Below are 23,575 nucleotides of genomic sequence, written 5' to 3' on the forward strand. Positions count from 1 at the left end.
CTTAAGGGAGCTTTTTTTTTCTGAGGTATAAAAAACCTACTGCCATTTTTTGAGGGCAGTAGGTTTTTTCATTGATAAAAGAAATGACTAGGAGGAGACTTTGCCTAACCGATTCTTTTTGATTGCAGCCAAAACTGTGTAGAAACAAGGGACGATAACCAAGGTGAGCATCGTCGAAAAGAACAGGCCTGAGATGATCGTCACGGCCATGGGCTGAAAGAGTACGTCGCCCGATACAGCAAGAGGGAGCAAGCCGGCGATGGCCGTTCCGGAGGTGAGCAAAATAGGCCGCAGTCGCGCTTCGCCCGCCGAGATGACTGCCGGGATCAGTTCTTGTCCGCCGTGACGGGCTTCTTCGATAAACTCGACGAGGATGATACCGTTTCGGACGACGATACCGGCTAGGCAGATGGCGCCCATCATGGTCATGAACCCGAGCGGTGTCCGGGTGATGAAGAGTCCGATCAGACTGCCGGCAAAAGCGAGGAAGATGGTGCTCAAGACCAAGAAGGGAATTGAGAGGGAATAGAACTGCATGGCGATCAAAATGATGATCAGGAAGACTACGACGATCGACAGCCTGCCCATATCGACGAAGACATCGCTTTGATCGGAAGTCTCTCCGCCGATCTCATAGCGGTATCCATCGGGTAGGCGAAGGCCCTCCAGCTTTGGCTTCAATTCCTTGATCGCCTCTGTAGCTGTTCGCCCTTTTAAGTCCGATGAGATAGTAACGACGCGGGAGAGATCGCGGTGAGAAATCGAAGAGATGGAAAAGGCAGGTTTGACATCAGCTAATTGATAGAGGGGGATCTGTTCGCCACGGGAGTTTGGGACGGTTAGGCGATGAATAGCCGTCAAGGGATCTACCTGTTGAGCCTCGCTGTATAGGGTGATATCGATCAGATCGCGGCCTGTATCATACTTGCTGATCGATAAGCCTTCGCTGACGAGGCGAATCGTTCGAGATAAATCGGCCTCGTTTACCTGCAGCGCGTCCATCATGTCTTTACGAACTTGAATGTTGAGGGCGTACTTGTCTACCCCAAAGGAGTCATTAATGTCAAAGGTGCCCGGCATATCTTTGACGATGTCCTGGACTTGCTGGGAGAGGCTGCGCAGTTTTTCTACGTTGCTCCCGAAGATACGGACGACGATCGGACTTCCCACCGGGGGTCCGCCTTGCAGCTCTTTGGGAATGATCGTCGCTTGGGGAAAATGTTGGGCCAATTCTTTATCCCATAAGGCGATGGCTTTCTCTGTAGGCAATTTCTTCTTATCGACTTTGACGACGATTTGGCCGATATTGTCGGCCGATCCTAAGCCCGTATCGCCGCTAAACATTTTCGGGGCGAACTGCCCAGCATAACCTGCTGTCATGGTCACTCCAGGCTGTTCATTGAGCCATTTGCATACTTCGTTGACGGTATGGGCTGTTTCCCTAATGCTCGTGCCGACAGGTGTGCGCACATTGACGAGCATTTCTGCTCGGTCTGCCGTAGGGAACAGTTGGATCGGCGTCAGGGGGATCAAGGCATAACCGATGAGGGCGATGCCGACACCGATCAAGCCGGTACGCAGTGGATGCTGAAGCATTTTCGGCATCAGCGTGCCTGCATAATAGGCAGTCAACCGCTGGATTTGCGGTCCCAGTAAACCAGCGGGTTTCCGATAGAAGTCCTCTTCAGAGTCGCTTTTGGGAGCATGGCTGCTTTGACGACGGCTTTCCCGCCATTCCCGAAAGATGGGGATGACCGATAGGGACATGACCATGGAAGCCAGCATGGATAAAGTGATGATGATGGGGATGGGCTTGATGAAGGAACCGACATTTCCATCGAGTAAAGCCAGTGGAGCGAAGGCGCAGATCGTGGCTAAGGTGGCCGTTAAGATCGAAACGGCGACTTCTTTGCTGCCTCGAACGGCGGCTTCCGTCGGCGTTTCGCCGAGGACGGTGAGACGGCGCTCGATGTTGTCGTTGACGACGACAGCGTCATCGACGAGAATACCGAGAACGATGATCAAAGCGATGACGGAGATTTGATTCAAGGTCACGCCGAAGCTGCTCAAGGGGATCAGACCGACGGCGAGAGAGATCGGTAGCGCCATCATCACCACGAAGGAAGTGGTCAGGTTTAAGCCTAATGTGCAGACGAGAACGACGGCGGCGATGGCGATCAACGTTTCCCGGGTGAGGTCGGAAAAAAGTTCGTCGATGCGCTCGTTTTGCTCATAGACCAGATCGATGGTGGACCAGTTGGGCAAGGTCGTTTTCAGATAAGCCATCGTCTTGTCGATATTTTTTTGCACCGAAGGGATGTCGCTGCCGGTTTCCGGACTGACGCTGATACTGATAGCGGGGCGACCATTGTGATAGGCGTATACTTCAACCGGTTTGGTCGTCAGTTCCACCTTACCGAGGTCATTTAAGTAGACGGGAGTCCCTTCTGAAGTTCGTGCGATAAGGGAGCGGCCAAACTCGGCTACATCATTGACCTCCCGCAAGGATAATTCATAGGTTCGTTCGTCCCCTTGAATATCGCCGAGGGGGGCCTTTTCGTTTAATTGCTTGACCGCGTTTAAAACCTGTCCCCAGGACAAGCCGAAATTGCGCAGTTTTTGGCTGTCCACAGTCACCCGAACTTCCTCATCAGGCAACCCGGTGACAGTCACATTGGACACGTTCGGTATCGTCCGGAGTTGGTCTTTCCAGTTTTGGATCATCTCGCGCAGGGAATAGAGGTCTTCGTGCCGGTCGGCAGAGATATTGAAGGTTATGATAAAGGTACGGTTCAGGTCATCGTTGACGACCGGTTGCTTACAGTCTTCAGGTAAATCTTTCTCGGCATCTTTCACTTTTTTCCGCAGTTCTTCCCAGCGACCTTCCGGCTCTACGTCATCTTTACATTCCACGATGATGGAAGAGACGCCTAGGCTGGATGTGGAGGTGATCGATTTCAATCCGTGGATCTCTTTGATTTGCTCCTCAATCTTCCGGGTGACTGCCTGCTCCACTTTGGAGGGCATAGCTCCTGGATAGATGGTCGTGACGGAAGCTGTACGGACCACGATATCGGGCTGTTCTTGCTTCGGCAATCCCCAAAAGCTAAAGAGCCCGAGCAGGGTGATCATGACGAAAAAAAGTAAGGTGATTTTGCGTTTCTTTACGACGTATTCGATCATCCTTCTTGGCCTCCGCTGGTGGAGGGGGCAGACTTGGAGGAAGGTTGATCGAGCGGGGTGACGGCATCGCCATCAAAAAGACGCTCAACGCTGCTGGTGATGATCTGTTCACCCGGTTGGAGCCCTGACTTGATCTCCAACTGGTCGTTGATCAGGTCACCGATATCGACAAAACGTTTGACCGCGCGGCCTTCTTGGAGGACAAAAAGATAGGGTTTCTCTGCACCGCGACGAACGACGGAACGAACGGGAGCCCAAAGGGCTTCTTTTTCTTTGGCCTTATGGTAGACGCGGACGACCTGACCGGATAACCAATCGTGGTTTGGATTATCCAACCAGATTTCGACGCCTACAGTCCCTGTGCTTTGACTGGCGGCGGGGTATATGTACTTGATTTGGCCGTCTCGTTTTTGACCGTACAGGTTAACGGTGACGGTATCTCCCTTTTGCCAATTGGCGATTTCCCGATCAGGAACGGGGATGACCACTTTTAAGGTATCGATGGAGGCGATCCTGTAGATGGCTGCTCCCGCATTGACCAGTTGACCGGCGTTGGTCAGTTTGGCGATGACCGTCCCGGAGAAAGGGGCTTTTAATCGCGTCTTGTCTAAGGTCAAAGCAGCCTTTTTCTGACGAGAGAGGGATTGCTCATAGACAGCTTGGGTTTGGTCCCTCACTTCGTCACGAGCGCCATGGAGGACGTTCTGATAGACTTGTTCGGCATAAGAAAAATCGTTTTCAGCGACAGTCAACTGGGTTTGGGCACTCTCAAATTCCTTTTTCGATAGGGCACCGCTCTCGTAGAGGACCTTGTAACGATCAAAATCAGTTTTGATTCGATCTAAGTTGGCCCGGGCTTTTTCCATGGTGGCTTGAGCCTGATTGATTTCATAGCTCGTCGCTCCGTTTTCGACTTGTCGCAAGTTAGCGCTGGATTGGGCCGCCGCAGCTGCGGCAGCGTCTAAGTCTAAGGCGTAGTCGGAAGGATCGATCTGAGCCAGAACGGTTCCTGCGGAAAGGCTGTCACCTTCTTTGACCAGGGTGGAGGCAATGCGACCGCCTACCTCAAAGGACAATGTGGCTTCTTCAAGGCCCTGCAGCGTTCCGGAAAATTCACTGTTTAGATGCTGTGTGTTCATCGCCGCCATAATCACTTCGACACTGCGGGCGCTGTTTTCGGAAGTCTGGTCTTTCCCGCAGGCTGTCAACAGCATTGATACAGATAGGATGAGGGCGGCTGTTCGGAGCGTATGATGATTCGCCATGATGTCTCCTTCCTAGGATTAAAATGTCTTTTCGTTTTGACTGGAGCATTCGAATTCCGCAATGATGTTCTCCAGTTCAGTAACGCCGGCTTGTTGAATCGCTATCCCGAATCGGAGAGCAAGCTTTTGACAGGCACAGTAACAGTCACAAGAGTCTTCTTGTTGGATTTTCAGCTTTAGCAAGTCTTCTTTTAATTGGTTCAATTCTTGATTAAGCCATTCCAGGATTTGCTGTTGAGAGACGTGTTTGCCGAAGACCAGCCGCATCATAAAATCATATTTTATGGTTTTCGGTTCAATGGGACTCTGTATGTAGGCATGAAAGGCTTCTTTTCCCATTTCGGTGATATGGTAGATGTTCTTATTTGGTTTCCCCTCTTGGAGGATGATTTCTTTCTCGATCAAACCTTCTTTCTCCATGCGGTTTAATGTGGGATAAATCGTGCCAAAGGAAGCCACGAACATATCGGGAAAGTGCTTCTCAAAGTGATGCTTGATGTCATAACCGGACATGGGGGCTTCCAAGAGAACGCCAAGGATCACATCTTGACCTTTCAAGGACTAACCTCCTTAATAGCGATGATAGATGAACGCGCGAGTATTCCCAATGTTTATATTCACATTGTTAATATAGACTTGGGGGTATCTTTGGTCAAGAGGTATTTGCAGTAGGACATTTTTAAAGAAAAGGGCCAATCGTTCCACCTTGCCTGTTGAACGATTGGCCCTCTATGAATACTTACATATAATGGTGTGGATGAGTCAGGTATACATAAAGTATTTATACATCAGAAAGGAATATAACATAAATTGTCGAACTATAGAACATACTACATGTGGTTTCTTGCACAATCTTGCTTTTATCAGAAATATTAAACTTGAGAGGGGTATCGAAATGAATGTAACAAAATATGGAGCAGAGGATCTTCTCGATTTAAGTAAGGTAAAGCTGGTTGATGTGATTGATATCGAGTTTTTACAGAAATTTCAGGATGATTTCGCCGTTGGACTCGGTTTAGCTAGCGTTACTGTAGATTTGGATGGTAAGCCTGTGACAAATCCGAGCAGATACACTAAGTTTTGTATGGATTTTACTCATTCCACAGAGATAGGTGATAAACGGTGTGCCGAATCTCACCGAAAAGGGGGAGAAGAGGCAGCGAGAACAGGAAAACCTTATATCTACGAATGTCATGCAGGATTAATCGATTTTGCGGTTCCGATTATGCTGGAAGGAAGGCAAATTGGTACGATCCTCGGCGGACAGATTTTAAGCCATACGCCAGAATTGGATAAGTATGATAGAATCGCCAAGGAAATAGGTGTCAATTCTCAAGAGTACATAGGTGCTGTTAAAGACGTAAAAACATTGGAGATGGAAAGAATCGAAGCAGCGGCGAATGTATTATGGACTGTGGCCAATAACATCACAAGAGCCTGGTACGACCAGCATAAGCTCGGTGGAATAGCGAAGATCCTCAATGAGAATATTACACAGATGTCAGCTACCACGGAGCAAATGGCTGCCTCCGCTAACGAAGTGAACGAGAATCAAATCAAACTCAACAAAGAAATCCAAAACGTAAGCACTTTGACGGGAAAAATTAATGATGTTATCGATTTCATTAAAGAAATCGCCGATGAAACGAGACTCTTAGGTTTAAATGCTGCTATTGAAGCAGCGAAAGCAGGAGAAGCAGGTCTTGGTTTTGGCGTCGTTGCCCAAGAGATTCGTAAGCTTTCAAGTGATTCAAAACAAACAGTAAACAAGATTAAAGAATTTACCCAAGAAATTAAAAATTCTGTGGCCCATACCGTCAAGATGGGAGATTCGACGACCACTGCGACCCAACAACAAGCCGCAGCAATTGAAGAGGTGAGTGCCAGTCTTCAAGATATCGCAGGACTTTCTGATACTTTGGAAAATCTGGCTTCTAAATGATGCAATATAGATGTAGGAGAAGGGGTGAAAGGATATGGCAATTGTTCAGTTAGTTACTTTTGAATTATGTGGAGAAGAATATGCGATAGATATTACGATGGTTAATGGAATTGTAAAATTCAAAAATTACAATATCGTTAAAATTCCGAACGCAACCAGAGGCTTAGAAGGCTTTATCAATTTACGAGGAAAAGCAATTCCCCTATTTAATTTAAAAAAGAAGTTTCAGTATGATCACGAAAGTATCGATGAAGATAGTAAGATTATTGTTCTACATCATAACGGGACCATCGTCGGCTTTATCGTTGATGAGGTTACTGACATATTTAAGCTTAAGGACGAGGAGATTGAGCCCGTACCCAATAGCATACGTAATAATTGTGACAAATACATAAAAGGAATTGGAAAAGCAGATGACAAAATGGTAGTGATACTTGATCTAATCAAAGTATTAACGGATAACGAGATCAGACAATCCCAGGCTATTTGACGACCACGAACACAAAAGCCCGCTGCGTTAACTTTACGCAGTGGGCTTTTGTCTAAGCCAAAACCTAATTTTCAGTCGAAGTACCGTTCGGCTGTGTGTAGACTTTTGCATATATGAACAGAGATTGATCATCCAAACTTGTACATCACTCCAAAGCCACCTCGTGGGTTGACCCAGTGAATGTTATCGCGTGGGCAGCCATAGCGACAGGTGCCGCACTCCAGGCAACCTTCATAGCCTACGTTGATCGCCTTAACTTCCTCGTTCCACTCATAGACTTTCGCCGGGCAGATATAAGTGCAGGGCTTGTCGGGACAATCATGCTGGCATAGCTCTTTGTTATTTATATGGATGTGGCTGTGATCATCCGGTTGAAAGCGAACGAGAAAGAGCTTGTCTTCTAAGGTCTGCATCGTATTTGTGTACCTCAATCAAGATCGTTATGGTTACGAATGAATTCGGAACTTAAATGGAGCGTTGCCTCTCATTTGTTCTTTAACCCAGGGTTCGCCATAATCGGTACATGTCACCGGCGATATTCCATATTCCCCGTCGAGAAGTAACCTCGTGCCAGATTTTTTTCTGTTTATCCTTCTTTGGTACGTTATCGACGGTGAAAAGTTCTCTTGCCGAGTACCGGGCGAGCTTCGGATATAGGGTAAAGAAATGAGGATTAGACTGTAATAAAGCAGAGGCGTTTTCGTACTTCTTCAAGTCTTTCAGAATGAAACTGTCTTGGAGTCGATCATGGTAGGCTTTTAAGGTGACTGAGGAGAAGTCGCCCTTTTTTTTCGCTTCGATGACGGTTTCAGCAGCCAACTTGCCAGAGGTCATCGCTAAGTTGGAACCTTCCCGGTGTACACCGTTAACCAGCATGGCGGCATCGCCGCAGATCAGGACCCCGTGAGCATAGAGCTTGGGCACCTGATGGTAGCCGCCTTCGGGAATGATTTTGGCGAGATACTCCTTGGTCTCGCCACCGGCCAGCAAGGGGCGAACGGCGGGGTGTTGTTTCATTTTTTCTAAAACCGTGTTTGGATTCATGCCCGATCGGGACAACTGATTGATCATGACACCTACACCGATGGACAAGGTATCTTTGTTGGTGTAGATCCATCCCATGCCGAACATGCCCTGTGTCGACTCACCGATCAGCTCGATGGTTGCCCCTTGTCCTTTTTCCACGTTGAAGCGGTCTTCAATCGCACCTTTGGGTAAGGCGATGACTTCCTTCACTCCCACGGCCAAGTCACCGGGGGATAGATCTTCTTGCAGTCCAAGGCGCTGGGTCAGAATGCTGTTGGCGCCCTCGCAAATTAAGACCACCTGGGCGCGGATCTCTCCCTGTTCCCGGTTCGTGACGACCCCGGCAACTCTTCGCCGGTCTGCTCTTTCGTCAAATAAAAAGTCGGTGACCACTGTTTCCGTGATTAAGGTCGCTCCGGCTTCGACGACTTTATTCGCCATCCAACGGTCAAAACGGGAGCGGAAGACGCTAAAGTTGTTGTAGGGTTCTTCGTAAAAACCAGGGTCTTTAAAGCCGATGGAGACGACTGATTCTTCGGCCAGCAACCAAGCCCGTTGTTCCACGATGGGCCGCTCTAAGGGGGCTTCTTTCCAAAAATCCGGAATGATTTGATGGGTGGGATAGCTGTAGAGAATGCCGCCCATGACGTTTTTGCTGCCGGGAAAATCTCCCCGTTCGATGAGCAGGGTTTTAACGCCGCCTTTGGCCAAGGTATACGCCGCGGCTAACCCGGCGGGTCCTGCCCCAACAACGATCGCTTCGAATTCCAAAGGGACATCTCGCCAGCGTTCCTGATTCAGTTGTTGTTGAGTCGGCTCTTGAACCGTCATGAACGATTCCTCCCGGTTCTTATAGCTGGCGTTCGGTGCCCAAAGGGGCGCCGTGCATGCGTGCTCCCAGTTCCTGCGTGATAGCGGGCAGGAGGGTTGCAGCATCACCGACGATGCCATAGGTGGCGACACGAAAAATGGGCGCATCGGGGTCTTTGTTGATGGCCACGATGACGTCGGAGTTCTGCATGCCGACCAGATGCTGAATGGCTCCCGAAATCCCGGCGGCGATGTAAAGCTTGGGACGGACTGTGAGGCCTGTTTGTCCAACCTGATGAGAGTAGGGTGCCCAACCCGATTCGACAGCAGGGCGGCTGGCTCCGATCATACCGCCAATCGCCTGGGCGAGTTTTTCTACGAGCTTAAAATTATCCTTGCTGCCTAGTCCCCGGCCGCCGGCGACGATGATATCGGCCTCATCAAGGTAGCCTTCAGTTCGCTCATCGAGGATGCGTTCGACCACTTCCATGACTGTCTTCGACGGATCGAGGCCCAAGTCGCTCCATACGACGGCTCCACTGCGCTCCGGCTGCTTTTCCGGCTTCGAAAAAACGCGCGGTCGAACCGTCGCCATCTGAGGCCAGCGATCACGGCATAAGATCGTTGCCAGGATATTTCCGCCGAAGGCCGGTCGAGTCTGCAGGAGTTTGCGGTTGTCTACGTCTACATCCAACTGGGTGCAGTCCGCTGTCAGACCGGTCCGCAGAGCTGTAGCCACAGAACCGGAGAGATCCCGGCCGGTTGTGGTGGCTCCGATGAGCAGGATTTCCGGATGGTGAGCTTGGCATAATTGGACCAGGGCAATGCTATGGCACTCGTTCGTGTAGGGTTTAAGCATAGGGTCGTCGATGGCATAGAGGGTATCGGCGCCGTATTGGAAGGCTAGCTCGGTCAGGGGTTGAATGTCATGACCGAGGAGAACGCCCGATAGAGGACAGTTTAGCTTATCGGCCAGTTGTCGCCCGACCCCCATGAGTTCCCATGAAACGGGGGCGACTTCGCCTTGCAGTTGTTCGATATAGACCCAAATGCCATGGGCTGGGAGGTTTTTGGGTGCTTCGATCGACTCAAGCGGGATCTGTTCGTGAGCTTTAGTATCTGATCTTTCTGGATTATCGGTGATAGGTGGAACAGTTTTTTCGGTGAACGCTGATGGCGGTGCCTTTGGTGACTTCTTTTTCTTTGCTGTCAATATTCATCCCCCGATGAACTAAACCTATGATTGCCCAATCGGTGCGTAGCACCTATGCTTATCTTTATCGATTCGGTACGACGATATGGGGAATCAGCTTGTCTGCAAGGATACGGGCTGTTTCGGCGGGAGCCACATCGCTGCCAGCCAGGACTTCTCCCTTTTCCCGCATGGGAGGCGTAGAGATCTTATTGACCCAAGTCGGTGAACCTTTAAGGCCCAACTGGGAAGCATCCAAGCCTAGATCGGCATTCGTCCAGACTTCTACAGGATAATGAGCGGCTCGGATTAAGTCGGGAAGCGGTGCGTAACGGATTTCGTTGATCTCTTTTACCACCGTCACCAAGGCGGGCAATCGGCAGCGGACCACTTCCCGGCCCACTTCGATTTTACGTTGCACCTGAAAAACTTGATTCGTAGGATCGATTCCGTCGATCTTAGTTACATAGGTGAGAAGTGGCCAGCCCAAACGACTGGCGATCCCCGGCCCCACCTGCGCTGTATCTCCGTCGATGGCTTGTTTTCCACAAAAGATGAGATCCAGGGGCTCCCGGTCCATCAACCGTCCTAATGCGCCTGCCAGGATGTAACTGGTGGCTAAGGTGTCGCTGCCAGCGAAGGCGCGATCGGTAAGCAATATGGCATGGTCGGCGCCGTAGGAAATCGCTTTTCGTAGAGAATCGGTCGCTTGTGGAGGCCCCATAGTCAACACCGTCACTCGACCGCCTAGTCTGTCCCGGATTGTCAACGCTTCTTCCAGGGCATGCACATCATAAGGATTAATGATGGACGGAATCCCTTCCCGCATGAGCGTATTTGTCTTGGGATTGATGCGCACCTCACTGGTGTCGGGGACTTGTTTTAAACAGACGGCGATGTTCACGAAAGCACCTCCAGTTGAGCCTAATGTGCCAACATTATCGCTCAAAAATACAAACTATCACGTAAAGCCAGCTTTCCCGTCGTTGGGGGCTGGCTTTTGTATACTGGCGATTTAGTAGGATTTCCCGACAGAAGCCATATAAATGGTCGTCTCCGACGTACCGTCAACGCCCAAAAGCTGGTTCACTTCTTCGTCAAAAAATGCGCCTATCGTGCAGCAACCAAGACCGAGAGCGGTCGCTGCCAAGTACGTATTTTGGCCCACATGCCCTGCGTCCATATAGATATATCGGATGCCTCGTTCGCCGTATTTCCAGAAGGTCCGCGGCAGAACAGCCGTCCAGATCAGATTGACGGCTGATTTTTGCAGCATCCCTTGACCTAGGGACGCCGCTGCTAATTCTTTCCCAAAGTCGCCTTCTTTGAGCAGAGTAAGGCCATGGCGCGGTACACTGTAGTGGTATAAGCCCGGCTCAATGCTAGAGACGCGGTGGACGGAGACATACATTTCCACCGGAAAAAGGCCGCCTGCAGAAGGGGCCGTGCGGAAAAAGAAGGATTCTTCACGAGCAACTCTTGTCGCCCCATAAGTACCCCAGAGTAACTGGCCAAGAATCTCCAAGCTTAATGGTGCCTCCGAAAAGCGTCTACCTGACTTGCGTCGGGCTAAGGCATCCCAAAGAGATAAGCCTCCTTGCATATTTGGTTTAGGCAGGGGAATATGGGGACCGTCATGTTCCTTATAACTATCGGGTATGGTCGACATGTCCAGTCGACGGGAAGGCATAGCATCCCGTTGGTATTTGGTCGCTGTCTGATATTCGTAGCCCAGATGGGTTTCCAAAGCACGTACCTCCTTATTGAGCAGAGCTTTTTAGAAGCGGATCTATTCTGGAGAGACTACCTGTTCCGGAGTGAATTCTATTTTGGGTACAGGGAGTGATCCTATTTCTCAAATTATTATCTCTGAACAGAAAGAGATCAATCGAACAACGATGTTATAGATCTAATGAGATCCTTCCCTTATAAAGGATATTTCGCGCCTGATATCGAAAAACCGTAGAAGCGATTGCAAACCTATCTTTCCAGGTCGACTTTATTTTTCCGTAAGGAGATGGATTACATATGGAAAGTGAAACAACTAATTCGTCCAGGGAAACAGAGGATACCCAAATTGCCTATTACAGAATCAACGATGCATGTATTAACTGCGGTAACTGTCTGGAAGCTTGCTATGTCGAGGCCATCGAAAAGGGACGTACTCACTATATCATCACCGATGAATGTATTGCTTGCGGTGTATGCTCAGAAGTTTGCCCGAAATCAGCGATTGTAGAAAACTTTTAAGCGAAAGATTGGAGCGTCATAATTTTGTCGGCGCCAGCCTGGTAATCGGGTTAAGAACCATAGGGATATCTGTGTTCAAGGGTGTGTCACAAGGATGAATGAAACGAAGGTAGAAGAAATTCCAGTTCCCCCACAGGCACTGATTGCTCAAGCCTTACGTCGAGTCGATTATGGTGATGCTTATCGAATCCGTTGGCCCCAGGAGCTTGAACTGGATATCATCGCTTTTGTTCGTATATTGTTTACATCGGCCCCTTCTTGGGTGACGAAACTTACCCTTTTGCGCAACCGGATAGTGAAATTATTCGGCATAAAAGTACCTGATAACGCCGCGGCAAACACTCCCGTCGATTTCTCCTTTGAACCGGGTTCGAGCGCCAGCTTTTTTCGGGTTTATGAACGCAGGACAAATGAGCTCCTGCTCGGGGAAGATAATCGGCATCTGGACTTTCGGCTCTCCTTTTTTATCGAAGAGCAAGACGGCGTACACTATGCGGTGGTGGCTACGGTTGTTCAATTTCACGGTTGGGCAGGCCGAGCCTACTTTCTGCCAGTCAGGCCTTTTCACCGGTTGATGGTTCCGGCGATGTTGAGGAGCGCTGTGAGGAATTTCTGAGCCTAGAAATGATAACATGAAGGCCCTCTCGCTATTCATCAAGGAGCAGCATCTCAATGCCAACCAGATTGTTTTTGTCAATAAAGTGATTGATTACATCGAACAGAATGATTATGTAGAGAACGTGGCCGAACTTACGAGGCCGCCCTTTGATAAACCGCAAAGTTTCATCAAACTGTTCGATGCCGATAAGCAGAAGAAACTGGTGAATATCATTAATGAAGTAAAGGAAAATGCGACGAAAGTGATAAGCTAATCGATAAAGTAAAAAGGGTGCGTACTTCAATTTTGGTTCATAAGAATGGAGAAAACAGCCCGGATTTGTCGGGCTGTTTTTTACTCGAACGAAGAAAAAGTGAGGCAGCGGTTCATTCAAGAGCTGAAACGGTTTATAAAAATGGGTCATGCGATCCTGCTGATGCCGGAAAATGAGAAATATGAGCCTATACAGATAAATAGTGACCAGGCGAGGATACTCGGGGTGGCCTGTGCAGTGGTGAAGAGGAGTATTAAATTGAAACAATTTTGATATAAGAAGTGAACAATGAAGATCGTTCCTTCATTACGATTCAAATTCCATGAGGTACAGGAATGCTAACGTCTGCAGGTGGATATGCGGGCCGATACATTGGTCAGTTTCATCTAGGTTCAAGAACTAAGGAAAACAAATGTTATAGAAATAATAGAAGCTCGCCGATTATAGCGAGCTTTTTTAATGAGAAGAGATCAACTCGAAAATTATCCTATGTTACGTTTTTCCTTCAATGCCCAAATCCGAACAATATCTTCTTCTACTCCCAATCTAACAAGCTCTTTACCCAGTGCTACGGCGTAATCCTCGTAATCATTACAACCTAGTTGAGCTTTAGAGATTGCTTGATAAAACATATTGAGAAGACGTTCAGTCGCCAGTTCCCCCACCTCCACCGGACAATCTTTAGTTCTCACTATCGTACTCAAGAAAGTACCGAGTGATACCATTTTTAAGAAGTCCGGTTATTGCCCGGCTGCATATCGACCGATATGCGATCTCCTCGGTTCAAGTTGATCTTTCATCGATAAGGTAGAACCGAGAAACTGCCGAAAACAACAAAAGCCATTTGTCATGGATAAAGTTTTTCTTGCTTAGTATGGAAATCCATTGGATAATGGTTACAAAAATCGCATTTTAGGGGATGCGTAACTTGGGGAAAAAAGATAACCAACTCCTTAAATCGATGAAAATGTCCGAACTTGAACGTTTTCTGAATCTTTCTTTAGACATATTTATTGTTTTTGATTTTGAGTGGATGATTATTACGATCAATCCTTCCGTCGAAAGAATTTTTGGATATAGCCTGGAAGAAGTTATCGGTAAAAACGGGAAAGATTTTATTCACCCGGATGATAAAGATAAAGCAATCGCTATTATTGAATCGAACATAGATCAATCCAAACAAATTTATAGTTCGAACCGTATACTGTGCAAAGACGGAAGCTATAAGTGGGTTGAATGGAATAGTATCCCTTTTGTGAGCGAAAACCGAGTTTTTGCCGTAGGAAGAGACGTTACAGAAAAGGTTCTATTAGAACAAAAACTGAAAGGCTCTTTGGAAAAAACAAAACAAATACTTGAAGGAATATCGGAGACATACTATTCCATCGATGAAAAATGGCGTTTTGAGTATGTTAATCAAAATTTTGTAGATAAATATTTTCCGCATCGTTATAAATCGAAGAACGATTTAATCGGGCTTTCCTTACTGGACGTCTTTCCAGTAAATGTGTATCCAGACGTTTATTCGAAAGTTGAGGAAACGATTAGAGAACAAAAACCGACGAAGTTCATTCGGAAATCAACTTATCGAGATAAGTGGTATGAAATGCATCTGGTTCCTTCTAATATCGGACTGACTGTATTTTCGCAAGATGTTACAGAACATATTAAGTTAACAGAGCAGTTACGCCAATCTGAAGAGAGTTTTATTAAGGCTTTTCATTTCAGTCCCACGATGGTATCCTTAGCGGAAATGCCTGAGCGGAGATTTATGGATGTAAATCAAAAATGGATAGAGCTCTTAGGGTATACACAGGAGGAGTTTAAAGGACGTACACCATTAGAATTGAACCTATATGTAAACCCAAAGGAATATGAAGAAGTAACTGATAAAATCAATAAAAGTGGACATATAAGTAACGAAAGGGTCCTTTTGCGAAGCAAGCAGGGAAAGGAAATCATCTGTTTGTTTTCAGGCGTAACGATCGATGTAAAAAGGAAGAAGTGCTTTCTAGCTAACTTTGTTGACATAACAGATTATTACAAATTGGAAACGGAATTATTGCGGCTGGAGCGGATGAATTTAATTGGGCAACTCGCTGCAGGTTTAGGCCATGAGATTCGTAATCCTTTGCAAACGGTGAGGGGGTTCTTACAGTTACTCGAAAACAAGTATCAGACAGAACGAGAATATTTTGACTTGATGATTGCTGAGTTAGATAGAGCAAACTATATCATCACTGAATTTTTGTCCCTTTCAAAAAGTAAATCAGATAACTTAAAATCACTGCTCATTGACGATATCGTTACGCATCTCTTTCCTTTGATACAGTCAAAAGCGTTTCTCGAGGAGAAAGATGTAAAGTTAGAATTAGACAATTCAACGAGCATTTTTGGTGATGAGAAAGAACTGAAGCAATTAATCTTAAACTTAGTACGAAATGGTATTGAAGCGATGAAACTAGGCAAAATTCTGACCATCAAAACATTCACAAAGGGCGAACATGTTGTGCTAGCCGTAGTGGATCAGGGAGCCGGCATCGCTCCCGAGATTCTTTCCAAACTAGGTACGCCATTTGTCACCAGTCGAGCAGATGGTACTGGTCTTGGTTTGGCTGTATGTTACAGTATAGCGGAACGGCATAACGCGAAAATCGAGGTGGACACAAGCCCAGAGGGTACGACTTTTTTTGTCAAGTTCCCCATCGTGAATTGAGCATTGACAATACAGAGATGGTCAGTAAATTAATTCAATTCAGTGTTTCTCGAAATGAAGGTAAAATGAAGAGGGGCTGCTGTCAATTCAGCAGCCCTGAAGGTCATCCATATTGGTTATTAAGGAAGCCGTCTACAACGAAATAGTCCTGTAGTAACCAAACGATTATTTCGAGTTACCCGGAAGCAGATGCAGAATCCGCGAGGAACACGTACCCGAGGAGTTATACGAGCCATTTCATTTCCCCCCCTTATGCCACTGAAATTGAACGCCAAAACCGTTGTGGTTTGTGGCTCAATATAACCTATGCGTCAAGGAAAGAAATGGAAACCGCCATAAATTTCGCCTCGGGTACCTTTTCAATTTAGCGCTCTTAAGGAGTGAAGCAGGCTAAACGGTGGCTTAAAAAGCCTTCGTAAAAGGAAACATTAAAAAGTGCTTATTAATGGAAAAGTTCTATCTGAATAGGAGGGAATGATTCCACCCATATTAACACTGGAGGTGATTAAAATGGGTGAGATTCATTGCCAAGTGGAAGAATGTGTCCATAACGCTTCTAAAATGTGTAAAGCGAGCGCGATTAACGTTAAATCTAGGGGTACACAAAGACCTAAAACAACTGATGAGACCGCTTGTGAAACCTTCAAATCTCGATAATTTCCTAGGCAGGGCTTAACCCTGCCTTATTTTTTTGCTATTGTGATGTTAATGAAAGAGCGAATCAAATAAATATTTTAAGGGTGACTAAAAAAGAGAATCGTATTCAAACATTATTATTTACCTATTCATACATTCGACATATTGTGACTTTAGTCGACGCTGGTTATAATCAAGGTTGTTAGACTAGTTTTGATGACGTAAAGGAATGAGGCTTGTGGATTCGATTGTCGGTAACATAGAGCGCGTTATTCCACATTTTCAACCGATTATAGCCGTGGATACGCAGCAAATTTATAGTTATGAAGTGCTCGGTAGATTTAAGACCGATAAAGGAATCCAAAGCCTGGGTCCTTTCTTTCATAATCCCAAGATTAGCATTGAGGAGCACATATTTATAGATCGGCAGATTCGTCGGAAAGCCTTTGGTAAGTTAGCTTCTGAAACAGTGGATACTCGTCTCTTTATTAATCTAAACCCAAATTGGATTTATAATTTTAGGAATCGTCGTTCTGATATTCCAACAATACAGTTCCTTCGGGAATATAACATTGATCCGTCTAGAATTACTGTAGAAATAACAGAAGACAACTTTATGGATAACATCGAGGAATTAGCTGATATCGTACAAGTATATCGAGAAGTTGGATGCCAAATCGCCATTGATGATGTCGGTTCCGGTTTTATAAATTTTGACCGTATCGCCTATATTAAGCCTAATATATTGAAATTGGATCTAGAATTAGTAAGAAAATGCACAAAGGAATCATTTTTCAAAGAAATATTAACCTCCTTCTCCATAATGGCAGAGAAGATTGGTGCTTTTGTTCTCTTTGAGGGCATAGAAACAGAGGAACAGGTTCAGATTGCCTTATCCCTCGGCGCTCGGTATTTACAGGGTTATTATTTTTCAAGACCACAGGGAGAATTTCAAAATCCTTTCTCCTTTAGCTCCAGTCTGAACAACCATATCTCCAAATATGTCGATTATTCACTGTGGTTACAGCATTCAGACCAAACCACATCTGAAGCGATCAATAAAACGATTAAAGATTGCCTTGCTGGTTTTGATGATATGATAATAAAATCAAAGATATTATCGGTGGATTTCTTAAAAAGCGTAACACAAAAAGTCCCTCAGAATGTAAAGCGGGTCTATATCTGTGATGAAAGAGGAGACCAACGGTCGCCGAATTATTGCTTCGATAATGATAAATGGGATATTGATGAAAGTTTTATCGGGCGAAATTGGACGTGGAGACCTTACTTTCTCGATAATGTCGTAAAATCGTTATATCAAGAGAAAGGGAATCTGTCGACGTATTATACGGATGCGCACACGGGTGAGAAGATGAGGACGTTCATATATCCGATTAATGGGAAACTGTTTATTTGTCTAGATGTCACAGGGTCATAAATGGGACTCGACTCATAGAGTAACGATTGACACAGATTACGCATTGACGGAAAAGCTAAAAAGGGATTATGAAATTACTCAGTCGGGTGGTTAAATCATGAAAAAGAAAATTCTAATTGTTGATGATGCATTATTTATTCGAAGCATATTGAAAAAAATGCTAGAGGAAGCTGGGTATCAAGTTTTTGAAGCCGTGAATGGCGCTGAAGCCGCAAAAATATGGAGTACTCTCCGTCCAGACCTGGCAACGATGGATATTACCATGCCAGAGATGGATGGAATTAGTGCGATCAGAGCGATAAAAGTTATGGATCCGAAAGCTAAAATCGTTGTTTGTAGCGCCATGGGTCAACAAACGATGGTAAAAGAGGCGATATCTGCAGGTGCCATGGATTTTATCATCAAACCTTTTGAAAAAATTCGAGTTCTTTCGACCATAACAAAATGTATTTATACACAAAAACAAAAATTAGTGTAGATTGTTTTAAAAATCGGTCTTAGCTTATAGACCGATTTTTTTCGGTTCTTATCGCGTTTGATTTGTTCGGATTAGTACAATTGCCATCTAGTCTGTTATAACTTATAATGGAAAATAATACACCATTAAAAATTCAGTACGTTACATAGCGGCGAGGTGGTAGTCTTATGCCTAAAAAAGTTCTCATTGTAGACAACTCACAATTTATGAGGCTGTTACTTAAAAAAATGCTGATCGGAACTGAGTATGTAGTGCACGAAGCGTCAAGCGGTTCAGAAGCGATCTATCTTTGGAAAAGCATACAGCCTGATATAGCTACAGTCGATATCTCTATGCCGGAAATGGACGGGTTTGAGACTATTAAAGCAATAAAAGTTTTATACCCTGGAGCAAAAATTATTGTATGCAGTGCTCGAAATCATGAAAGCACGGTCGACGATGCCCTTCGAGCGGGAGCGGTTGACTACCTCGTAAAACCAATCACAAAGGAAAAATTACTTTCGATGTTGAAAAAAATATTGTAATTTAATGGAGAAACACCGCTCTTCGGAGTATAGCAACCCAGTCTATTGATCATAATAAAAACGCAATCGCCTATTTTCACGGTCTACCCAAATCACTCGTTGTCGGGAGGCCAGTGAGGATGGGCGATTTTATAAAACAAGCCCAATTTTGATGCGCTGGAAGAAAATATCTGTGAAATAGGTCTTTAGTCCTCTGTCGAGATATTTTGAATACGGTATAATTTATATAAATCCCATGATGTGTATTTGAGGTATAGTGTTTAGGGGGCAATAAAAATGGGTACCTCATCAGACAAAAAATCGGAAAATGGTAAAACCATTATTCAAACGGACAATTCAAGCGTAACCGTTCTTCTTGTGGAAGATAATCTTATGAATCAAAAATTAATGAAGATTTTGTTAAATAAACTCGGGTATAAGGTTGACTGTGTAAATAACGGACTCGAATCGCTGACGGCAGTAACTGAACATCAATACTCCCTTATCCTAATGGATATTCAAATGCCGATCATGGATGGATTAGAAGCCACTCGCAACATCCGAAAAAATGAACATCAGTATGTTAAGAATACTCCGATTATCGCTGTATCTGCCAATAGGATGGACGAATATCGTGATCGTTGTTTTGCAGCAGGTATGAATGATTATATTAGTAAGCCCATCGAAATAGATGAATTAAAGACGAAGTTAAACTATTTTCTTTCTAAAAATTGTGCTTGATCAAAAATGCCGTAATACGCAGCCAGAGGTCCATTTCCTCGGCTGTTTTCGTATATAAAATATAAATACACTATCCTTATACAGTTTTTTAGGTTACAATGGTGTAAGTGATAATAGTTTTCAATTTATCGGGAGGTGTAGTGAATGGTTATCACAGACGTAAAAATCAAAAAAATCAACCTTCACGGGCCTGTCAGAGCCATAGCTTCCGTTACATTGGAGAATTCCTTTGTCATCCATGAAATAAAAGTGGTTGCAGCGGACAAAGGGACTTTTGTTGCTATGCCGAGCAGAAGAAATCATGACGGAACTTATCATGATATCGCCCATCCAATTTCCCATGAAGCTCGAACTGTACTTACAGAAGCAGTCATGAAAGCGTTTTATTCTTCTACATACGGCGAAGGCTTAGGAAAACCTTAAACACGTTTAAGGTTTCTATTGTGGTCATTACCGCAAAGTGGTAATATGAAGATGACAGAATGATAAGTCGCCATAGCGCAAAGTTACGGCAACCCCAACTTTTAATAAAGTTGGGGATTTGTTTTTTGGAAGGTGATCCACCATACTTGACGCTTTTGCTGGTGACCATCAGCCCCACAGTTTTGGTAACACCGTTCCTGCCATTCCGTGAAAAACGAAATCAGCCATATGATCATACATCGTCGGTTCTTTGTTAATGATGACTAAGGTGCTGTCTGAGTGTCGGCGTAAGATCAAGGAGTTGGCTGGTGTCACTGTTAAAGATGTACCAACGCATAAAAGCAGGTCAGCCTGCCTCATCCACTCTTGTGCAGTGTTCCAATCGTCCAAGTCGAGCGGGTCCCCAAAAAGAACGACATCAGGCTTCAAAATCGCCCCGCAGGAGCACTTCGGTAGTTCGCTTTGTTTAAGCGATGTTTTGACTGTTTCCATGCTTTCTTTTGCTTTGCATTTCGGACAAGTGGCGGTACGTAAATGACCGTGCAGTTCAATCACCTGGGAAGAGCCGGCAGCCTGATGAAGTCCGTCGATATTTTGTGTCGCAATCCTTACCGTTTTTCCCATGCGTTCTAAATTAGACAAGGCTAGGTGGCCAGCATTGGGAAAAACTTCTTGCCACTCTAGGAATAATTCTGTGAAATACTTATAGAAATTCTGGGGCTGGATAAAAAAGGTCTCCCGGGTGATGGCAGATTGCACCTCGGGTTTACGCCAGAGTCCACTGGGACTTCGAAAGTCTGGGATCCCCGACTCGGTGCTGATTCCCGCTCCAGTCAGAACGGCGATTCGCTGTGCCGCTTGAACGCGTTGGGCACATAAGGATAATTCTTTTTCCTTCATTAATACTCCTCTTTCACGATTCCGACGTAGATGTGAAGCGATGTCTAGAATTTTATTGTAACGTGTTTTTTACCTGAACACATCGGCATTAAAAAATTCTTATGTTCAGCGGCAACTCTGGCCTATCGGTACAAACTCATTGCTCGTTGTAGCCCGCGGAAGGAATTCTTACCCAAAAGAAAAATGTTTGTAGTGACAAAACCGCAGATTGGCGGTTCGAATCGTTTAGAAGTCCGGTGAAAAAAGTCGGTTTGCCCCGGTTTTCTTAGTAGGGCCAACGGTTCGATTAAAAGGATGCGAATTGTGTGACCGTAAAACCGATGACATATGCGCTGACGAATTGCACAGTCTATACAGGGGAAGAAGTGCTTCCCGATGCTGCGATCATCATCCGTGGAAGTAAGATCGAGACCATCGTAAGTGCTTCTAAAATTCCGCACAACATACCGAGCTATGACCTTACAGGGTTGATTGTTGCGCCGGGTTTTATCGACATCCAAGTTAACGGCGGCGGTGGCTATTTATTTAACAATAACCTATCACTCCAGGTAGTAAAAAAAATCGCCGAAGCCCATAGGCGTTATGGAACGACAAATATGTTTGTCACCTTACTTACTACGTCTTTTGAGAAGATGAGTAAAGCTGTGGACGTGATGGAAGAGTGTGTACGTGGAGGAATGAGCAGCGTCCTAGGGGTCCATTTAGAAGGGCCTTATCTTCACCCTCGAAAAGCTGGAGTACACGACAAGCAGTACATTCGACGTCCCGATGAAGAAGAGTTATGCAGGCTTATAGAAAAGGACTCATTAAAAACGATTCGTATGATGACAGTTGCTCCAGAGATGTTTGAAGACCGTCATTTGGCTCTTTTAGTAAAGCACGGAGTGATCTTATCGGCTGGTCACTCGATGGCGACTTACGAACAAAGTGTTCGTGCCTTTTCTAGGGGAATTCAATGCGTCACCCATTTGTTTAATGCCATGTCTCAATTCGGGAGCCGTGAACCCGGTTTAGTCGGTGCTTGGCTTGCTCATGGAAGGGGAGTTTACGCCGGGATCATCGCAGACGGCTATCATGTTCACCCGACCGCTATTCGTATAGCCAAGCAGTTGAGTGATCGTAAGTTGTTTTTAGTCACTGATGGGACGCCTCCAGTGGGTGCGATACATCGACCCTTTCGTTTAGGTAACTACACGGTGATAAGCGAAAAGGGGAAATGTGTTACCCAAGACGGTACCCTTGCAGGCACTGCCCTAGATATGGCCAGTGCCGTCAGATATTGTATAACTGAGGTAAAAATTCCGATGGATGAGGCATTGCGAATGGCTTCAACTTATGTTTCGGAACTTATCGGGACCGATGAACGTCTCGGAAAAATTAAATCAAGCTATGATGCGAATATTGTAATTTTTGACGATGCCATCGATGTAAAAGCAGTCGTGTTTGAGGGGGAACTCCAAATATTTGATTCGGCGCGTTAGTAATATCTTACGAAGGATTATTTCTTTGGATAGTAGTATTGCCACCAATCCTTCCCTTATAGCCCGGAAAAACAAACTTTCTAAATCATTTACGTGAAATCCGTCAAGTAATCTCTGATAAAACGATACTACTTGAGCAGCGTTGAGCACCAATTCTGCAACTACCATCTTCAAGATGTTTTTTGTAGAATTGCTTATTTAAAGTCTGAATAGTAAATAAAAGGAAGGAGGTTATTTATAGGATTTTCAGATATAGATGTTAAAATAAAGATTTAGGCTCGGAAACAATATTTAAACTAAAGATTGAGGTGGAGAATGTTAAAAGAGTTTAAGAAGTTTATGATGCGTGGTAATGTGATGGATCTAGCAATTGGGGTAATCATCGGTACGTCATTCAGCAAAATCGTTACATCCTTTGTTGAGGATGTTATTATGCCGCCAATTGGACTACTCATTGGAAAAGTTGATTTTAGTAATATCTTCATCAATCTCAGTGACCGAAGTTATCCAACACTAGCGGCGGCCAAACAAGCTGGCGCACCAACCATTAATATTGGATTATTCATGAACAATGTCATAAATTTTACAATAATCTCATTCGTGATTTTTATTACTATACATCAAATAAATAGACTCACGAAAATAAAAGAAGATAAAGTGCCATTCACAAAAGAATGTCCCTATTGTCTATCCATAATCCCTGCGAAAGCTGTCCGCTGCTCCGCTTGTACATCACAACTAAATCCTTAGCTGTTGAAAAAGCAAATATAATAACAGGAAGGTACTAATGCCAAACAAATTGGAAATAAGTACTAGTTGCAAAAACGAATTGATTGTGTGATAATAATCAAGTTCGCCGCTGCGATAGCGAAATGTGACGCAGAGGCACGGTCCTTGAAAATCGAACAGTTGTAAGCAAAGCGTGCGAACCAAGTCAATTCGGCCCACGTAAGTGGGACGGATAATTTCTTAAGAGTCGATGAACTTCTGAAAGAAGTTCTTGATTCAATAAGAAATACTTTATATCAACAAGAGCTTGACTCAAGCTTATCTACATTTTATGTGGAGAGTTTGATCCTGGCTCAGGACGAACGCTGGCGGCATGCCTAACACATGCAAGTCGAACGGAGAGCTAAAGTTTCGATGGAGGCTCTTAGTGGCGGACGGGTGAGTAACGCGTGGATAACCTGCCTGAGAGTGGGGGATAACAGCCCGAAAGGGCTGCTAAT

General features: G+C 45.3%; 25 protein-coding genes and 1 rRNA gene. 16 read left to right on the top strand and 10 right to left on the bottom strand.

The window, feature by feature from the left end:
* Positions 1-87 precede the first annotated feature (87 nt).
* From GJ688_RS12350 to GJ688_RS12360, 3 genes are read right to left on the bottom strand one after another with little or no spacing between them, the layout of a single operon-like run.
* Positions 88-3,183, bottom strand: coding sequence for an efflux RND transporter permease subunit (locus tag GJ688_RS12350; RefSeq protein WP_155476853.1), 3,096 nt, complete (start codon positions 3,181-3,183; stop codon positions 88-90).
* A complete protein-coding gene (locus GJ688_RS12355; protein ID WP_155476854.1) occupies positions 3,180-4,448 on the bottom strand; it encodes an efflux RND transporter periplasmic adaptor subunit in 1,269 nt (422 codons plus the stop codon). The genes GJ688_RS12350 and GJ688_RS12355 overlap by 4 nt, the downstream gene beginning before the upstream one ends.
* An 18-nt stretch (positions 4,449-4,466) precedes the next feature.
* Positions 4,467-5,006 carry a PadR family transcriptional regulator gene (locus GJ688_RS12360; RefSeq protein WP_155476855.1) on the bottom strand — a complete coding sequence of 180 codons (540 nt, stop codon included), beginning with the start codon at positions 5,004-5,006 and terminating at the stop codon, positions 4,467-4,469.
* Positions 5,007-5,343: 337 nt separating this feature from the next.
* On the opposite strand from GJ688_RS12360, the gene GJ688_RS12365 reads away from it, so the two are divergent.
* Positions 5,344-6,390: a PocR ligand-binding domain-containing protein gene (locus GJ688_RS12365; RefSeq protein ID WP_170291937.1), complete on the top strand. Its 1,047-nt coding sequence runs from the start codon at positions 5,344-5,346 to the stop codon at positions 6,388-6,390.
* A 34-nt stretch (positions 6,391-6,424) separates the two neighbouring features.
* The gene (locus GJ688_RS12370) at positions 6,425-6,880 is read left to right on the top strand and encodes a chemotaxis protein CheW (protein WP_155476856.1); all 456 of its coding nucleotides are present in this window, start codon (positions 6,425-6,427) and stop codon (positions 6,878-6,880) included.
* 128 nt (positions 6,881-7,008) lie between these two features.
* On the opposite strand, the gene GJ688_RS12375 is transcribed toward GJ688_RS12370, so the two are convergent.
* The 5 genes from GJ688_RS12375 to GJ688_RS12395 form a co-directional block, all read right to left on the bottom strand.
* Positions 7,009-7,293, bottom strand: coding sequence for a ferredoxin family protein (locus GJ688_RS12375; protein ID WP_155476857.1), 285 nt, complete (start codon positions 7,291-7,293; stop codon positions 7,009-7,011).
* 82 nt (positions 7,294-7,375) lie between these two features.
* On the bottom strand, positions 7,376-8,737 hold the full coding sequence (locus GJ688_RS12380; protein WP_155476858.1) for an FAD-dependent oxidoreductase: 1,362 nt from the start codon (positions 8,735-8,737) through the stop codon (positions 7,376-7,378).
* Between the two features lie 19 nt (positions 8,738-8,756).
* Entirely contained in the window at positions 8,757-9,929 is a 1,173-nt protein-coding gene (locus tag GJ688_RS12385; protein WP_235910950.1) for an electron transfer flavoprotein subunit alpha/FixB family protein, read from the bottom strand.
* 64 nt (positions 9,930-9,993) lie between these two features.
* A complete protein-coding gene (locus GJ688_RS12390; protein ID WP_170291938.1) occupies positions 9,994-10,812 on the bottom strand; it encodes an electron transfer flavoprotein subunit beta/FixA family protein in 819 nt (272 codons plus the stop codon).
* A 111-nt stretch (positions 10,813-10,923) separates the two neighbouring features.
* On the bottom strand, positions 10,924-11,655 hold the full coding sequence (locus GJ688_RS12395) for a SagB/ThcOx family dehydrogenase (protein WP_235910951.1): 732 nt from the start codon (positions 11,653-11,655) through the stop codon (positions 10,924-10,926).
* A 281-nt stretch (positions 11,656-11,936) separates the two neighbouring features.
* Here GJ688_RS12395 and GJ688_RS12400 point away from each other — a divergent pair, with 281 nt between their 5' ends.
* The 4 genes from GJ688_RS12400 to GJ688_RS21360 all read left to right on the top strand — a co-directional run bounded on the left by GJ688_RS12400 (position 11,937) and on the right by GJ688_RS21360 (position 13,303).
* Entirely contained in the window at positions 11,937-12,158 is a 222-nt protein-coding gene (locus GJ688_RS12400; RefSeq protein ID WP_155476859.1) for an indolepyruvate ferredoxin oxidoreductase subunit alpha, read from the top strand.
* 94 nt (positions 12,159-12,252) lie between these two features.
* Positions 12,253-12,774, top strand: a complete 522-nt coding sequence (locus tag GJ688_RS12405; RefSeq protein ID WP_155476860.1) for a DUF2867 domain-containing protein — start codon at positions 12,253-12,255, stop codon at positions 12,772-12,774.
* Between the two features lie 16 nt (positions 12,775-12,790).
* Positions 12,791-13,030: a type I restriction-modification enzyme R subunit C-terminal domain-containing protein gene (locus GJ688_RS12410; protein ID WP_155476861.1), complete on the top strand. Its 240-nt coding sequence runs from the start codon at positions 12,791-12,793 to the stop codon at positions 13,028-13,030.
* A gap of 45 nt (positions 13,031-13,075) precedes the next feature.
* Positions 13,076-13,303: a LexA family protein gene (locus GJ688_RS21360; protein WP_328597365.1), complete on the top strand. Its 228-nt coding sequence runs from the start codon at positions 13,076-13,078 to the stop codon at positions 13,301-13,303.
* Positions 13,304-13,512: 209 nt separating this feature from the next.
* Here GJ688_RS21360 and GJ688_RS12415 read toward each other — a convergent pair whose 3' ends face one another.
* Complete coding sequence (locus tag GJ688_RS12415) at positions 13,513-13,722, bottom strand: hypothetical protein (protein ID WP_155476862.1); 210 nt, start codon at positions 13,720-13,722, stop codon at positions 13,513-13,515.
* A 236-nt stretch (positions 13,723-13,958) separates the two neighbouring features.
* Between GJ688_RS12415 and GJ688_RS12420 the strand changes: the two genes are divergently transcribed.
* The 7 genes from GJ688_RS12420 to GJ688_RS12450 all read left to right on the top strand — a co-directional run bounded on the left by GJ688_RS12420 (position 13,959) and on the right by GJ688_RS12450 (position 19,965).
* The gene (locus GJ688_RS12420; RefSeq protein WP_170291939.1) at positions 13,959-15,746 is read left to right on the top strand and encodes a PAS domain-containing sensor histidine kinase; all 1,788 of its coding nucleotides are present in this window, start codon (positions 13,959-13,961) and stop codon (positions 15,744-15,746) included.
* Positions 15,747-16,256: 510 nt separating this feature from the next.
* Positions 16,257-16,403: a DUF1540 domain-containing protein gene (locus tag GJ688_RS12425; RefSeq protein WP_155476864.1), complete on the top strand. Its 147-nt coding sequence runs from the start codon at positions 16,257-16,259 to the stop codon at positions 16,401-16,403.
* 217 nt (positions 16,404-16,620) lie between these two features.
* Complete coding sequence (locus tag GJ688_RS12430) at positions 16,621-17,820, top strand: EAL domain-containing protein (protein ID WP_170291940.1); 1,200 nt, start codon at positions 16,621-16,623, stop codon at positions 17,818-17,820.
* A gap of 97 nt (positions 17,821-17,917) precedes the next feature.
* A complete protein-coding gene (locus GJ688_RS12435; protein WP_155476866.1) occupies positions 17,918-18,298 on the top strand; it encodes a response regulator in 381 nt (126 codons plus the stop codon).
* 167 nt (positions 18,299-18,465) lie between these two features.
* Entirely contained in the window at positions 18,466-18,822 is a 357-nt protein-coding gene (locus GJ688_RS12440) for a response regulator (protein WP_155476867.1), read from the top strand.
* A gap of 276 nt (positions 18,823-19,098) precedes the next feature.
* Positions 19,099-19,542: a response regulator gene (locus GJ688_RS12445; protein WP_155476868.1), complete on the top strand. Its 444-nt coding sequence runs from the start codon at positions 19,099-19,101 to the stop codon at positions 19,540-19,542.
* A 144-nt stretch (positions 19,543-19,686) separates the two neighbouring features.
* Entirely contained in the window at positions 19,687-19,965 is a 279-nt protein-coding gene (locus tag GJ688_RS12450; protein ID WP_155476869.1) for a SpoVG family protein, read from the top strand.
* A gap of 168 nt (positions 19,966-20,133) precedes the next feature.
* Here the strand turns inward: GJ688_RS12450 and GJ688_RS12455 are convergent, their stop codons facing one another.
* Positions 20,134-20,865, bottom strand: a complete 732-nt coding sequence (locus tag GJ688_RS12455; protein WP_155476870.1) for an SIR2 family NAD-dependent protein deacylase — start codon at positions 20,863-20,865, stop codon at positions 20,134-20,136.
* A 305-nt stretch (positions 20,866-21,170) separates the two neighbouring features.
* Between GJ688_RS12455 and nagA the strand changes: the two genes are divergently transcribed.
* From nagA to GJ688_RS12470, 3 genes are all read left to right on the top strand, one after another.
* Positions 21,171-22,346, top strand: a complete 1,176-nt coding sequence (gene nagA, locus GJ688_RS12460) for an N-acetylglucosamine-6-phosphate deacetylase (RefSeq protein ID WP_155476871.1) — start codon at positions 21,171-21,173, stop codon at positions 22,344-22,346.
* Between the two features lie 315 nt (positions 22,347-22,661).
* Positions 22,662-23,096, top strand: coding sequence for a large conductance mechanosensitive channel protein MscL (gene mscL, locus GJ688_RS12465; protein ID WP_155476872.1), 435 nt, complete (start codon positions 22,662-22,664; stop codon positions 23,094-23,096).
* A gap of 309 nt (positions 23,097-23,405) precedes the next feature.
* Positions 23,406-23,575, top strand: a 16S ribosomal RNA gene (locus GJ688_RS12470); the annotation flags it as partial.

Source organism: Heliobacterium mobile (assembly GCF_009720735.1).
In the GTDB taxonomy this organism is placed as follows: Bacteria; Bacillota; Desulfitobacteriia; order Heliobacteriales; family Heliobacteriaceae; genus Heliobacterium; species Heliobacterium mobile.